General features: G+C 63.8%; 14 protein-coding genes and 3 tRNA genes. 11 read left to right on the plus strand and 6 right to left on the minus strand.

The window, feature by feature from the left end; all coding sequences use genetic code 11:
• Positions 1-372: 372 nt before the first annotated feature.
• Positions 373-449, minus strand: a tRNA-Val gene (locus H9X91_RS13565).
• A gap of 111 nt (positions 450-560) precedes the next feature.
• On the opposite strand from H9X91_RS13565, the gene ymfI reads away from it, so the two are divergent.
• Positions 561-1,295 (plus strand): elongation factor P 5-aminopentanone reductase, encoded by a 735-nt coding sequence (gene ymfI / locus H9X91_RS13570; protein ID WP_204805770.1) that lies wholly within the window; start codon positions 561-563, stop codon positions 1,293-1,295.
• 50 nt (positions 1,296-1,345) lie between these two features.
• Here the strand turns inward: ymfI and H9X91_RS13575 are convergent, their stop codons facing one another.
• The 3 genes from H9X91_RS13575 to H9X91_RS13585 all read right to left on the minus strand — a co-directional run bounded on the left by H9X91_RS13575 (position 1,346) and on the right by H9X91_RS13585 (position 2,483).
• A complete protein-coding gene (locus H9X91_RS13575) occupies positions 1,346-2,098 on the minus strand; it encodes an XRE family transcriptional regulator (RefSeq protein WP_204805773.1) in 753 nt (250 codons plus the stop codon).
• Positions 2,099-2,313: 215 nt separating this feature from the next.
• Positions 2,314-2,398, minus strand: a tRNA-Tyr gene (locus H9X91_RS13580).
• A 9-nt stretch (positions 2,399-2,407) separates the two neighbouring features.
• Positions 2,408-2,483, minus strand: a tRNA-Thr gene (locus H9X91_RS13585).
• Between the two features lie 144 nt (positions 2,484-2,627).
• Between H9X91_RS13585 and H9X91_RS13590 the strand changes: the two genes are divergently transcribed.
• The 6 genes from H9X91_RS13590 (at position 2,628) to H9X91_RS13615 (ending at position 6,177) form a co-directional block, all read left to right on the plus strand.
• Positions 2,628-2,816 (plus strand): hypothetical protein, encoded by a 189-nt coding sequence (locus H9X91_RS13590; protein ID WP_204805775.1) that lies wholly within the window; start codon positions 2,628-2,630, stop codon positions 2,814-2,816.
• Entirely contained in the window at positions 2,813-3,046 is a 234-nt protein-coding gene (locus H9X91_RS13595; protein ID WP_204805777.1) for a hypothetical protein, read from the plus strand. The genes H9X91_RS13590 and H9X91_RS13595 overlap by 4 nt, the downstream gene beginning before the upstream one ends.
• Positions 3,027-3,323: a sigma-70 family RNA polymerase sigma factor gene (locus tag H9X91_RS13600; RefSeq protein ID WP_204805779.1), complete on the plus strand. Its 297-nt coding sequence runs from the start codon at positions 3,027-3,029 to the stop codon at positions 3,321-3,323. Before H9X91_RS13595 ends, H9X91_RS13600 begins: the two co-directional genes overlap by 20 nt.
• 112 nt (positions 3,324-3,435) lie before the next feature.
• On the plus strand, positions 3,436-4,320 hold the full coding sequence (locus H9X91_RS13605) for a YitT family protein (protein WP_204805781.1): 885 nt from the start codon (positions 3,436-3,438) through the stop codon (positions 4,318-4,320).
• 33 nt (positions 4,321-4,353) lie between these two features.
• Complete coding sequence (locus H9X91_RS13610; protein WP_204805783.1) at positions 4,354-5,001, plus strand: aspartate/glutamate racemase family protein; 648 nt, start codon at positions 4,354-4,356, stop codon at positions 4,999-5,001.
• Between the two features lie 333 nt (positions 5,002-5,334).
• Positions 5,335-6,177 (plus strand): DegV family protein, encoded by an 843-nt coding sequence (locus H9X91_RS13615; RefSeq protein WP_204805785.1) that lies wholly within the window; start codon positions 5,335-5,337, stop codon positions 6,175-6,177.
• A 113-nt stretch (positions 6,178-6,290) separates the two neighbouring features.
• Here the strand turns inward: H9X91_RS13615 and H9X91_RS13620 are convergent, their stop codons facing one another.
• Positions 6,291-6,671, minus strand: a complete 381-nt coding sequence (locus H9X91_RS13620; RefSeq protein ID WP_204805787.1) for a RidA family protein — start codon at positions 6,669-6,671, stop codon at positions 6,291-6,293.
• Between the two features lie 156 nt (positions 6,672-6,827).
• Between H9X91_RS13620 and H9X91_RS13625 the strand changes: the two genes are divergently transcribed.
• Both H9X91_RS13625 and H9X91_RS13630 read left to right on the plus strand, forming a co-directional pair.
• A complete protein-coding gene (locus H9X91_RS13625; protein WP_204805789.1) occupies positions 6,828-7,571 on the plus strand; it encodes an acyl-[acyl-carrier-protein] thioesterase in 744 nt (247 codons plus the stop codon).
• A gap of 1 nt (position 7,572) precedes the next feature.
• Positions 7,573-8,280 (plus strand): alpha/beta hydrolase, encoded by a 708-nt coding sequence (locus tag H9X91_RS13630; protein ID WP_204805791.1) that lies wholly within the window; start codon positions 7,573-7,575, stop codon positions 8,278-8,280.
• Between the two features lie 69 nt (positions 8,281-8,349).
• On the opposite strand, the gene H9X91_RS13635 is transcribed toward H9X91_RS13630, so the two are convergent.
• On the minus strand, positions 8,350-9,369 hold the full coding sequence (locus H9X91_RS13635; protein WP_204805793.1) for an alpha-hydroxy-acid oxidizing protein: 1,020 nt from the start codon (positions 9,367-9,369) through the stop codon (positions 8,350-8,352).
• Positions 9,370-9,595: 226 nt separating this feature from the next.
• On the opposite strand from H9X91_RS13635, the gene H9X91_RS13640 reads away from it, so the two are divergent.
• Both H9X91_RS13640 and H9X91_RS13645 read left to right on the plus strand, forming a co-directional pair.
• Positions 9,596-10,528 (plus strand): DUF4349 domain-containing protein, encoded by a 933-nt coding sequence (locus tag H9X91_RS13640; RefSeq protein ID WP_204805795.1) that lies wholly within the window; start codon positions 9,596-9,598, stop codon positions 10,526-10,528.
• A 186-nt stretch (positions 10,529-10,714) separates the two neighbouring features.
• Positions 10,715-12,133 (plus strand): spore germination protein, encoded by a 1,419-nt coding sequence (locus H9X91_RS13645; protein ID WP_204805797.1) that lies wholly within the window; start codon positions 10,715-10,717, stop codon positions 12,131-12,133.
• Positions 12,134-12,349: the final 216 nt, after the last annotated feature.

The following is a 12,349-nucleotide window of genomic DNA, read 5'->3' on the forward strand; positions in this document are numbered from 1 at the left end:
TCAGCGGTGACAAGGTCGAGAACTGGACGGACAAGCTGCCCCAGCGCGACTGGGCGGCTCTGGAGCACGCCTGGTCCACGGCCCACTCCGCCCCCGGCGGCGAGGTGACCGAGTAAACCATTTCCCTCCCTGCATCCAGGCAGACCGTGGGACGACAGCCGGAGCACTTCCGGCAAAACAGCCCGGACGGAGCGATCGCTCCGTCCGGGCTTTTCGCGCAGTCAAACGCCCAACAGCGCAAACCGGATGGAGCGGGTGATCCGCAGCTTCAGGCGGCTGATTTTTGCCGCACAATCAGACTAAAAATAAGGCTAAACACGATTTTTGGACAAGAAAAATCCCTCAAAGCCTTGCGGCTCTAAGGGATTGTGATGGTGGACGATACAGGACTCGAACCTGTGACCCCCTGCACGTCAAGCAGGTGCTCTAGCCAGCTGAGCTAATCGTCCGAAACGGAACATTCATATGATACATGAAACAGCTCCTTTTGTCAACAGTTTTCTTGCGCGATCTGCTTTTTTTTGTTATACTGCTCACAGCACATTGACAGGAGGAACACAATGGATCGAGTAGCATTGGTGACCGGCGCATCCCGGGGGATCGGTCGGGCGATCGCGCTGGAACTGGCGGAAGAGGGATATGCCGTCTGCGTCAATTATCTGGAGCACCGGCAGCAGGCGGAGGAGGTGGCGGAGACGATCCGCCGCAGGGGCGGCAGCGCCATGGCGGTGCAGGCCGATGTGGCGGACCGGGCCTCTGTCGCGGCCATGGTCCGGGAGACAGAGACGGCCCTTGGCCCGGTGACGCTGCTGGTGAACAACGCCGGCATTGCGGGGCAGATCCAGTTTCAGGACATCACCGACGAGCAGTGGCACCGCTACCTGTCGGTCAATCTGGGGGGCGCCCGGAACACCATCCAGGCGGTCCTGCCCCACATGCTCCATGTGAAGGCGGGATCTATCGTCAACATCTCCTCCATCTGGGGGCTGCGGGGCGCCTCCTGCGAGGTGGCCTACGCCTGCACCAAGGCCGCGCTGATCGGCCTGACCCGCTCCCTTGCGCTGGAGCTGGCGCCGTCGCAGATTCGGGTGAACTGTGTGGCACCCGGCGTCATCAACACGGACATGGTCCAGGTGCTGGGACAGGAGACGTTGTGCCAGCTGGCGGAGGAGACGCCGCTGGGGCGGCTGGGGACGCCGGAGGACGTCGCCCACGCGGTGGTGTTCCTGGCCTCGGACAAGGCGTCCTTCCTGACCGGGCAGGTCCTGGGCGCCGACGGGGGCTTTATCGTGTGAAAACATAGGAAGGGCCTGTGCCGCAGGATGCGGCACAGGCCCTGTTTTTGTCACGGCCTTCCCGGCAGCGGCGGCGCGTGGAGGATCACACGGCCGAAACACACCAGTGTCCGCCCGCTTCCGGCGGTCAGCACCAGGTCCGCGTCGGACCGCGCCCGGTTCAGGGAGAACAGATACACCGTCCCGGCGGGGTCCTTGTAATACTGCTTGCAGAACATCTCGCCGTCCACGCAGAAGATGCCCACGTCCCCGGCAGCCAGAGGGTCCCGGTTCACATAGACCACGTCCCCGTCGGCAATGTAGGGCACCATGGAGTCACCCTGGATGCGCACGGCGAACTCCGCTGCCTGCGGGATCTCATCGGAGATCGCCAGGTAGTCAAAATCCTCTCCGAATACCGGCGCTGCATAGCCGGCAGCTGCCGGCGTCCGGTACAGGGGGATCACCCGGGACTCCCGCTCCGGTGCGGGCCGCTCCAGCTCCGCCTGATAGGCCAGCAGCGTTTTCAAAACGGCACTGATGCCCTCTCTGCCGGCGGAGGACAGGCTCCGGTACTGCTCCAGCAGCTGCCGCTCCTTTTGGGTCAGGACGGACCTGTCGTGGCGGAAGCTGTCCTGGAACAGCGTGTTGGGATCGATCTCCAGACAGTCGAACAGGCGGAGCAGGATCTCCTCCTTGGGAAAGCTGACGCCGATCTCATAATTGCTGACCGTGGAAGGGGTAACGCCCAGCCGCTCCGCCAGCTGCGGGCGCGACAGGGCCAGCTCCTCTCTGCGTGCTCTGATCCGGTCTCCCAGTGACATGCGTTCCGACCTCCCTGTATAGCTTGCTATCATCCTATCGGATTTTCTGCCGGTTGTCAATGCGAATTTACAAGATTCTTGTAAATAGCGTCTTGACAACCAAGTATATTCGTGCTATGGTAGGAGCATAAACAAGAAACTTGTAATATTAAAAACAAAAAGACAAGAAACTTGTTTCCCAAAATAAAAAAAGCGCCCGCAGTTGCAGGCACCTTTGGTGGGGGAAGGTGGATTCGAACCACCGAAGCCGAAGGCAACAGATTTACAGTCTGCCCCATTTGACCGCTCTGGAATTCCCCCATATGAAATTGGAGCTGGTGGACGGATTCGAACCCCCGACCTGCTGATTACAAATCAGCTGCTCTACCAGCTGAGCTACACCAGCAGTTCCAACAGCAGGATTTATTCTAGCAGACCAAAGGTGATTTGTCAACAGAAAAAATCGTTTTTTTCGGTGCTTTTTTATTTTGCGCTGCCGGCGCGCAAGACTGCGCAGGCGGAGACCGATTTGGAAAGGAGAATGGAGAGTTTGCGAAGAACGAACTGCGTGCCCATCAGGGGGACGCTGCGCTGCAGTTTCTGCGGCCTAGAGATCACGGAGGGGGAGCGGTACTGGTACTGCAACGGCAGAACCGCCTGCGCCGTCTGCCTGCCGGAGTTCGCCCGGCAAGAGCTGGCGCCCTTCTGCCGGACCAGAGGAAGGGAGGGACGGCGATGACGCTTCTGGAGATGTCTGCCCTCTATGCGGAGAGCGCGGCCCTGCTGCGGGAGCGGATCGCGGAGCTGCGCCGGGCCGCCCGGGAGCAGCCGGATGAGGCATCCGGCAGGGCTGTCCGGCGGCGGATCACAGAGCTGGAGCCGCTGCTGCGGGAGACCCGGGAACTGGCGGTGCTCACCGCCCGCTATTATGACAGGAGCTATCACAGACATGAGAGATACACGCTTTGACTCCCGCAGCAGCGAGTGGATCGGAGACATGACGGTCTGGCTGCGGGAGACCGCTGAGGACAACCACGACCAGCTGGAACGGCTGCGGCGGAATCTCCGCCGGGCCCGGGAGCAGGAGCTGACGCCCCGGCAGCGGGAGGTCCTGGCCCTCTATTATGACCGGGGCCTCAAGATGTCGCAGATCGCAAGGAAACTGGGGATCAACCGTTCCACGGTCTCCCGGACGATCGGGCGGGCAAAGCAGCGGCTTTACCGCTATCTGCAGTATACCCTGTAAATTTTGCTGATTTCCTCTTGTGGTTTTCTGCGGCACACCGTATAATCTTAATAAAAAGAAGAACCGGGAAAGATCCGCAGATGGAAATCGCACTCCAGGGAGGGCTGTACCGATGCTTTATACCACCATGCACAACCGCGTCCTGCGGCTGGTGCTCGCCGTGCTGGGTGAGCTGATCGCGGCCGCGGCACTGAATCTGTTCATCGTTCCGCTGAGCCTGTATACCGGCGGGCTGATGGGCCTCTGCCAGCTGATCCGCACCCTGCTGCAGGCGCAGCTGGGGCTGGAGCTGGGGGAGTATGATATTGCCGGTATCCTTTATTTCCTGCTGAATGTCCCCCTGCTGATCGTGGGCTACCGCAATCTGGGGAGAGGCCTGGCAGTGCGGACCATCATCTGCACGGTGTCCTACTCCTTCTTTTACAGCATCATCCCCATCCCGTCCCAGCCCATCGTGGACGACTATCTGACAGCCTGCCTGCTGGGAGGGATCCTCACCGGCATCGGCAGCGGCATCGTCCTCACCTGCGGCGGCAGCGGCGGCGGGCTGGATGTGCTGGGCCTGATCATGAGCAAGAAGGACCATGCCTTCACGGTGGGAAAGTTTTCCCTGGGCTTCAACGCGGTGCTCTACACCGTGATCCTGGTGCTGTTTGATCCGGAGATCGCCATTTACTCCGTGATCTACAACTTCTCCAACTCCCTGCTGCTGGACCGGATGCACCAGCAGAATGTCAACGTCCAGGCGCTGATCTTCACACGGGAGGATGAGCAGGCCCTGGCGGATTTCATCATCCAGAAGCTGGGGCGGAGCGTTACATACTGGAACGGCATCGGCGCGTACACCAAGGACGATGTCCGGGTGCTGTGCGTGTGCCTGTCCAAGTATGAGATCGAGGAACTGCTGCCCATGGTGCATTCCATCGACCCCCATGCGTTCCTGACCGTGCAGGAGGGGGTGCGGGTGTTCGGCAACTTCCCGCGAAAGCTGGAGTGAATACAGAAGAGATGACAGAAGGAGGAATCCGAGATGGACGGACCCATTGCCGTGCTGGCCGGGACCCCGGTGGACACCCGGATGGGCGTGGAGTATCTCACGGACCGTGGACTTCCGGGACTGGCCTTTCCGGTCTCTGACGGCCCCAGGGAGCAGACCGCCTTCCAGCACGCCCCGGCAGAGGAAAAGCAGCGCCGCGCCCGCGAGATCCTGGAGGCTGCCGGATCCCAGGGCTGCCGGCGGGCCTTTGTGTACTGCAACTCCCTGTCCGGCGCGGTGGACTTCCCGGCGCTGGCAGAGGAGACGGGGCTGCGGATCGTGACGCCGCTGGATGTGTACCGCCTGCTGGCGCCCCGGTATCACAGGCTGGCGGTGATCGCTGCAAACGCCCAGGGCCTCTCCGGGATCGAGGGCGTGCTGCTCCAGGCCAATCCCCAGCTGGACCTGTTGGGTGCCTGTTCGCTGCCTGTGGTGCTGTCCGTGGAGGCGGCCACAGAGCCCAGCCGGCTGGTGGAACAGCACCATCTGATGGATCTGGCGGCCTGGTTCGCCGGGTGCGGTGCCGAGGCACTGGTGCTGGGCTGCACCCACTTCCCCCATTTCAAGGACGCCCTGGCAGAGCGGACCGCGCTGCCCCTGGTGGACCCGGCGGAGGAGATGGTCCGAATGCTGCTGGCCTGAAGGGGCCGATCCCGGGCTTTCTGAAAAACGGCGGACTGCGGGAAGAGGCCTGCAGTCCGCTTTTTGCTGGACTCTTTACTGGACTCTTTCCCGCAGCTATGGTACAATAGCCGCAAAGCGGCGGGAGGCTGCCTGCCGCCGCCGGGGAGATATCCCGGTCCGCCCCTGCGGGATGATGCCGCCGGGGCTTCCAAAGCCCCATGCCTGCGGGGATATGGGGAGGGCCATGCGCCGCCGGGGAGCCTGGGCGCTCCCGGGGGAAGGCGTGCGGGCGCCATCGACGAAAATGCCCCGGCGGCCTGCCGGGGAAATCCATCCAAAGGAGCTGTCTGCATGATCAAGATCACCACCGACTCCACCTGCGATCTGCCCCGGGAGCTGCTGGAGCGCCACCACATCACGGTGACCCCGCTGGGGATCATCAAGGCCGGAAGGCTGTATCAGGACGGGGTCGACATCACAACGGCGGATATCGCCGCACACGTGGATGCCGGCGGGGAGATCACCACCACCAATGCCGTGAACGTGGCGGACTATGAGGACCTGTTCCGCCGTCTGCTGGAGCGATACGACGCAGTCATCCATCTGAACATCGGCATGGGCTTTTCCAGCTGCCACCAGAATGCCCGCCTGGCGGCGGAGGAGGTGGACGGCGTCTATGTGGTGGACTCCCGCAACCTGACGGTGGGCCACGGCATGCTGGTGCTGGCCGCCGCAGAGGCGGCGGAGGCCGGGAAGTCCGTGACGGAGATCCTGGCGATGCTGGAGGAGATGATCCCCCGGGTGGAGACCAGCTTTGTGCTGGACCGCCTGGACTATATGAAAAAGGGCGGCCGCTGCTCCACCGCCACGGCGCTGGGGGCCAGCCTGCTGAAGCTCCACCCCTGCCTGGACGTGGTGGACGGCAAGCTGCCCGTGACGAAAAAATACCGGGGCTCCATCGAAAAGGTGGTGGAGGAGTATGTCCGGGACCGGCTGGCGGGCCGGACGGACCTGGACACCAGCCGGGCCTTTCTGGTGGACACCTGCCCGGATGACCACCTGGCTTCCATCGCCCGGGAGATCCTGCGGGAGGACGGGCGGTTCGACGAGATCATCGAGGCCAAGGCAGGGTGCACCATCTTCTGCCACTGCGGGCCCGGGACCCTGGGCGTGGTGTTCCTCCGGAAGAGCTGACCATCCGGCTGCGGAGCGCGGGCCCCGCAGGCACGCCTGCCCTGAAAGGATCACTGCTGTACGGCAAAAAGAGGACCGGCCCAAGAGCCGGTCCTCTTTGTCTGATAGGGGATTTACTTGACGGCGATGGCCTCGATCTCGCAGAGGACGCCCTTGGGCAGTTCCTTCACGGCCACGCAGCTGCGGGCGGGCTTGGAGGTGAAGTACTTGGCGTACACCTCGTTGAAGGCGGCGAAGTCGCCCATGTCGGCCAGGAAGCAGGTGGTCTTCACCACGCTCTCGAAGGAGACGCCGGCGGCCTCCAGAATGGCGCCCACGTTCTTGCAGCTCTGGTCCGCCTGGGCGGCGATGCCCTCGGGGATGGCGCCGGTGGCGGGATCCACGGGGATCTGGCCGGAGGTGATGACCAGGTCGCCGAAGGCATAGCCCTGGGAATAGGGCCCGATGGCGCCGGGGGCGTTGGTGGTGGAGATCACGGAAACAGAAGTCTTCATGGGAAAACACTCCTTTGATCAGATTTGGATGATTCCATGATAACATCCCGGCGGGAAAAGTCAACCGGGCGGGGTTGTGAAAATGGGAAAAATATGATATGCTTTTTTGGAATATATCACAGCAGAGGCGGCGGGACCGCCCGAAGGAGAAAAACCATGAGCGATTTGAAAGAGATCCTTCAGGAGAACAGCTATATGCGCCAGCACCAGCTGATCTTCGCAGACTGCGACCGGTATCAGCGGGCTCGGGTCAGCACGCTTCTGAGCATGGCTGCCGCCGTGGCCGGCGCGGACTACGACGCCCGGGGCCTGACCTATGAGAAGCTGTATGAGAGGCGGGAGGTGTTTCTGCTCTCCCGGATCGCCCTGCGGATCCACCGGGATCCCAAGGCCCTGCAGGTGGTGGATGTCTCCACCTGGGAGGACGGCGTCAAGGGCGCCCACATGCAGCGGGTCTATGAGATCACGGACGGGGAGGGGCTGCTGGTGTCCATCCGCAGTGACTGGATCCTGGTGGATCCGGTGACGCGGCACATTATGCGGCCCGGCACCTTTACCGCCAAGAAGCTGGGGATCTGCCCCAAGCCCATCGACGCCCCGGCCACCCGGAAGATCCTGATGCCCCGGGAGGGCGTGGAAGAGCTGGGGACCCGGAAGGTGGTCTGGTCCGACCTGGACGGCAACGGCCACGTGTACAGCGGCAACTACGGGGACTTCGTGTGGGACTATCTGCCGGCGGACCTGCAGGAAAAGCTGCCCAGGGAGTTTTTCATCAACTACAGCAAGGAGGCCACCCTGGGCCAGGAGCTGCGGCTGGTGGGCTGCCGCCAGGGCAGCGACTATCTGATGGAGGGCCTGGGGCCGGAGGGCGTGTGCTTCTCCGCCCAGTGCGTGTTTTGAGATGCGGCCGGAGGCATTTTCCCTGAACGGGATACCGGCCCTCTGCTGGGGCCGGCCCCGCCGGCGGGGGTTCCTGTACCTCCACGGCCAGGGCGGGGACAAGACGGAGGCCGCCGCCTTTGCCGCCGCGGCGGCAGAGGCAGGCTGGCAGACGGTGAGCGTGGACCTGCCCGGCCACGGGGACCGGACCGCCGAGGCGGCGGAGCTGGTGCCCTGGCGGGTGGTGCCGGAGCTGCGGTGCGCCCTGGCGGAGCTCCGGGGCCGGTGGGACCAGACCGCCCTCTTCGGACACAGCCTGGGGGCCTGGTTCGGCCTGCTGGCGTACCCGGACGCACCGCTGGCGGGGGCGCTGCTGCTCTCCCCGGTGGTGGACATGGAGGCCCTGATCCGGAAGATGATGGGCTGGGCCGCCGTCACGGAGGAACAGCTGGCCCGGGAGGGGACCATCCCCACAGACTTTGGACAGGACCTCTCCTGGGAGTATCTGCGGTACGTCCGGACCCATCCGGTCCGGCGCTGGCGGACGCCTACGGCCATTCTGTACGGCGGCCGGGACCATCTGACGGACCGGGAGACCATCGAGACCTTCGCCGGCCGGTGGAACTGCCGCCTGACGGCGGAGCCGGCGGGGGAGCACTGGTTCCACACCCCGGAGCAGCTGGCGGCGGTGGACCGCTGGCAGCGTGCCGCTCTGGCGGAGCTGGGATAAGAACAGAATGAAGTGCCGCCCTGGCTTCTGCCGGGGCGGCGCCTTTTTAAGGATAGAGGCGGGGACGGCTCAATAGCCGTACAGCATGGAGCGGTTGATGTCCGCCAGGGAGTGGGCGCCGCACATGGCCATGGTGTCCGCCAGCTCGGCCTTCAGCTTGTCCACATAGGCCTGGACGCCCTCGGCCCCGGCGCCGTACACCATGGTGACGAAGGGCCGGCCGATCAGCACGGCGTCCGCGCCCAGGGCCAGGGCCTTGAACACGTCCATGCCGGTGCGGATGCCGCCGTCCACCAGAATGGTCATCCGGCCGCCCACCGCGTCCGCGATGGCGGGCAGCACCTCTGCGGTGGAGGGGCACTGGTCCAGCACCCGGCCGCCGTGGTTGGACACCACGATGCCCTTGGCACCGGCCTCCAGGGCCTTTTTCGCCCCGGCCACGGTCATGATGCCCTTGGCGATGAAGGGCTTTTCCGCCATGTCCACGATCTGGCGCAGCTCCTCCACGGTCTTGCTGCCGGCGGGGGGCGTCATGTTCTTCAGGAAGGGCAGGCCGGCGGCGTCGATGTCCATGGCGATGGCAAAGGGATCGGCGGCCTTCACCAGATCCATCTTCTGGCGGATGGTGTCCAGGTTCCAGGGCTTGACGGTGGGCACGCCGCAGCCGCCGTTTTTGGCGATGGCAGCGGCCGCACCCTCCATGACGGAGGGATCCGTGCCGTCGCCGGTGAAGGCGGCGATGCCGGCCTTGGCGCAGGCGGCCACCAGGATGTCATTGTAGACCTGGTCGCTGTACTTGTCGCCGTAGTGGAGCGTCAGGGCGCCCACCGGGGCGGCAAAGACCGGCAGGTCCACCGTCCGGCCGAACAGGGTGAAGGAGGTGTCCACCGGCTCGTTGGCACAGATGGTGTCCATGTTGACGCACAGCTCCTGCCACTTCTGATAGTTGCGGATGAAGCCGGTGCCGATGCCCTTGGCACCGGGGCCGGGAATGCTGTTTTTGCAGGCCAGACCGTTGCACACGGGACAGGCTTTGCAGTGGGGGCCCACTGCGCCCCGGGCTTGTTCCAGAACTTCCTGATAAGTCATGATATTTCCCCTCCGAATGTTTTTCCAAAGGCCGAGGTCTGCCGCGGCCGCTGGTTTGATTGTACTCCCGTTGGGAGAAAAAGGCAACCTCTGGCGGAGAACTTCTCTCCCTGGCGCGGATCTGCAAAAAAATTTTTAGATTCCTGCAGCGCCGGAGGCGATCTTCCGTCTATATGGGCAGAGGGTCCCGATTTGGAAGCGGGGCCGTGAAAGGGAGGGGATCGGAATGAAGAGAGGTTTTGCATGGATGCTGGCGCTGCTCCTGCTGCTGGGGCTGCTGTCCGGCTGCGGCGGCAGCGGCGATGCAGCTGCGTCGGACGATGCGATGACCGGCGCGGACACGGCAGACAACGGAACGGCCAGCGCAGGCGGCTCTTACGGCGCCTGGGCGGAGACGGAGGCGGCCGAGGACTCCGGCCAGGCGGGGGACAGCGGGGATGACCGGCTGGAGAACGCCAAGATGATCTACACCGCCCGGATGGAGGTGGAGACCACCGGCTTCGACGCCGCCGACGCGGACCTTCGGACGCTGGTGGAGGTCCTGGGGGGCTACTTCGAGCAGGCGGCGGTCCACAACTACGGCAGCGGCTACCGCTCCGGCGACTACACGGTGCGCATCCCCGCGGACCAGTACCGACCCTTCCTGGAGCGGGTGGGCACGCTGTGCCACGTCACCTACCAGGAGGAGTCCAGCGACAATGTCAGTACAGCGTACTACGACGCGGAGAGCCGCCTGGTGACCCAGCAGACCAAGCTGGAGAGGCTGCAGGCCCTGCTGGCCCAGGCGGAGAACATGGAGGACATCATCACCATCGAGTCCGCCATCTCCGACACGGAGCTGGAGATCGAGCAGCTCACCGGCACCCTGCGGCACTATGACAGCCTGGTGGACTTCTCCACCGTCTACATCACCCTTCAGGAGGTGTACCAGCTATCCAACGTGGAGGAGCCGGCCACCAGCTTCGGCAGCCGCGTGGGCACGGCCTTTGCCTCCGGCTGGCGGGGGTTTGTCAGCACGCTGGAGAGCTTGGCGGTGGCCCTGGCCTACGGCTGGGTGTGGCTGCTGCTCCTGGCGGTGATCGGCGCCGCGGCGGGACGGTACTTCTGGAAACGGCACCGCCGGCAGACGCAGCCCCGGGAGCCGGAGAAGAAGCCGTGAGCATATGCTGACGGCAGCAGATCGCAGGCGGGCACAGGCGGCGCATCCGACCGGGATGCGCCGCTTTTTTGACGGTTTTCTGAAAACTGTTTGGAATTTTGGAAGACAATATCACTTTTTGTATTTTCCTGGACGGATATGCCGCCGCTCCGCCGCGCATACTAGCGGGGATGACGGAGGTGGAGCATGGATCAGATCGCATCCAATTATGAGGAAAATATCCGGTGGTTCGACGAAGTGCTGGGGGCCGGCCGCAGCTGCGACATCGTGTACCGGGACCTGTATGTGGCCGGACGGAGGGCCCACTTCTGGGTGATCGACGGCTTCGGCGGCGACGCCATTCTGGAGCGGATGGGGGCCTTCTGGCTGTCGCTTCCGCCGGAGGCTGTGAGGGATCTGGCGGAGATGCAGCAGTTTGCAGACCGGTTCGTCACCTTTATGGAGGTGAACGTCAGCTTTGACCGGGATGACATCGTCACCTCCGTGCTGATGGGCAAGAGCCTGCTGCTGGTGGAGGGCCTCTCCGGCGCGGCGCTGATCGACGCCAAGGAGTACCCTAGCCGCAGCGTGGGAGAGCCGCCGGACGGCAAGGTGCTGCGGGGCTCCCACGACGGCTTCATCGAGGCGGTGGTGCCCAACATGGCCCTGCTGCGCCGCCGCATCCGGGACCCCCATCTCACCATGGAGGGCATGAAGGTGGGCCGGCGGAGCCACAACGACGTGGTGCTGTGCTACCTGGACGACCGGGTGGACCAGGCGCTGCTGACGGAGCTGCGGCAAAAGCTCCAGAACATCGATGCCAAGTCCCTCACCATGGCACAGGAGAGCGTGGCGGAGGCCATCCGGCCCAGGCAGTGGTACAACCCCTTTCCGAAGGTCCGGTACACGGAGCGGCCGGATGCCGCGGCAGCCTGCGTCATGGAGGGGAACATCATCCTGATGGTGGACAACTCCGCCTCGGTGATGATCCTGCCCACCACGTTCTTCGACTTCACCCAGGAGGCCAACGACTTCTATTTTCCGCCCCTGGTGGGCACGTACCTGCGGATCCTCCGGGTGACGGTGTTCCTGATCTCCCTGCTGATCACCCCTGCCTGGTACCTGATGGTGAGCTCTCCGGAGCTGCTGCCGGGCTGGCTGGATTTTCTCTCCTCTCCGGAGCCGGCGGCGCTGTCCCTGCTGTCCCAGCTGCTGGTGGTGGAATTTCTCATCGATGTGCTGAAGCTGGCCTCCCTGAACACGCCGGACACGCTGGCCAACTCCTTCTCCATGCTGGGAGCCCTGATCCTGGGCGATTTTGCCGTGCAGGCGGGCTGGCTGGGGCCGGAGGTGCTGGTGTATATGGCCTTCGTGTCCGTGGCGGGCTTTGCCCAGCCCAGCTATGAGCTGGGATATGCCTTCAAGCTGCTGCGGGTGGTGCTGCTGCTGGCCACGGCGGCCTTCCGGGTATGGGGCTTTGCCCTGGGCTTTCTGGGCATCCTGGTGCTGCTGGCCACCACAAAGCCCCTGGTGGGAAAGGGCTATCTGTACCCTCTGATCCCCTTCAACGCAAAGGCGCTGTGGCGGCTGCTGGTGCGGGAGCCCATCAGCCGGGAGAACACCTGAGGCTCAGCGGCAGACGGCGCCTGCCGGTAAAGGAAAACGGCCTGCCAGATCCTGGCGGACAACAGAGAAGAGATGAGAAAGGGGCCCTGTCCCATTGGGACAGGGCCCCTCAGACTGTCGATAAACCCGGAAATCCGGGAAAACGGGAAGGAAGATAGCTACGAAAGAAACCCAGGAAGGGTGTCTTTCGTTTCCAATCAACCGATTCTCAGAACT

Origin of the sequence: Oscillibacter valericigenes, assembly GCF_016902445.1 — a bacterium.
GTDB classification, from domain to species: domain Bacteria; phylum Bacillota; class Clostridia; order Oscillospirales; family Oscillospiraceae; genus Oscillibacter; species Oscillibacter avistercoris.

Bases quoted from the DNA above. Each gene is read 5' to 3' on its own strand.
- ymfI (WP_204805770.1), top strand. From the start codon at position 561: ATGGATCGAGTAGCATTGGTGACCGGCGCATCCCGGGGGATCGGTCGG.
- H9X91_RS13575 (WP_204805773.1), bottom strand. From the start codon at position 2,098: ATGTCACTGGGAGACCGGATCAGAGCACGCAGAGAGGAGCTGGCCCTG.
- H9X91_RS13595 (WP_204805777.1), top strand. From the start codon at position 2,813: ATGACGCTTCTGGAGATGTCTGCCCTCTATGCGGAGAGCGCGGCCCTG.
- H9X91_RS13600 (WP_204805779.1), top strand. From the start codon at position 3,027: ATGAGAGATACACGCTTTGACTCCCGCAGCAGCGAGTGGATCGGAGAC.
- H9X91_RS13605 (WP_204805781.1), top strand. From the start codon at position 3,436: ATGCTTTATACCACCATGCACAACCGCGTCCTGCGGCTGGTGCTCGCC.
- H9X91_RS13610 (WP_204805783.1), top strand. From the start codon at position 4,354: ATGGACGGACCCATTGCCGTGCTGGCCGGGACCCCGGTGGACACCCGG.
- H9X91_RS13615 (WP_204805785.1), top strand. From the start codon at position 5,335: ATGATCAAGATCACCACCGACTCCACCTGCGATCTGCCCCGGGAGCTG.
- H9X91_RS13620 (WP_204805787.1), bottom strand. From the start codon at position 6,671: ATGAAGACTTCTGTTTCCGTGATCTCCACCACCAACGCCCCCGGCGCC.
- H9X91_RS13625 (WP_204805789.1), top strand. From the start codon at position 6,828: ATGAGCGATTTGAAAGAGATCCTTCAGGAGAACAGCTATATGCGCCAG.
- H9X91_RS13630 (WP_204805791.1), top strand. From the start codon at position 7,573: ATGCGGCCGGAGGCATTTTCCCTGAACGGGATACCGGCCCTCTGCTGG.
- H9X91_RS13635 (WP_204805793.1), bottom strand. From the start codon at position 9,369: ATGACTTATCAGGAAGTTCTGGAACAAGCCCGGGGCGCAGTGGGCCCC.
- H9X91_RS13640 (WP_204805795.1), top strand. From the start codon at position 9,596: ATGAAGAGAGGTTTTGCATGGATGCTGGCGCTGCTCCTGCTGCTGGGG.
- H9X91_RS13645 (WP_204805797.1), top strand. From the start codon at position 10,715: ATGGATCAGATCGCATCCAATTATGAGGAAAATATCCGGTGGTTCGAC.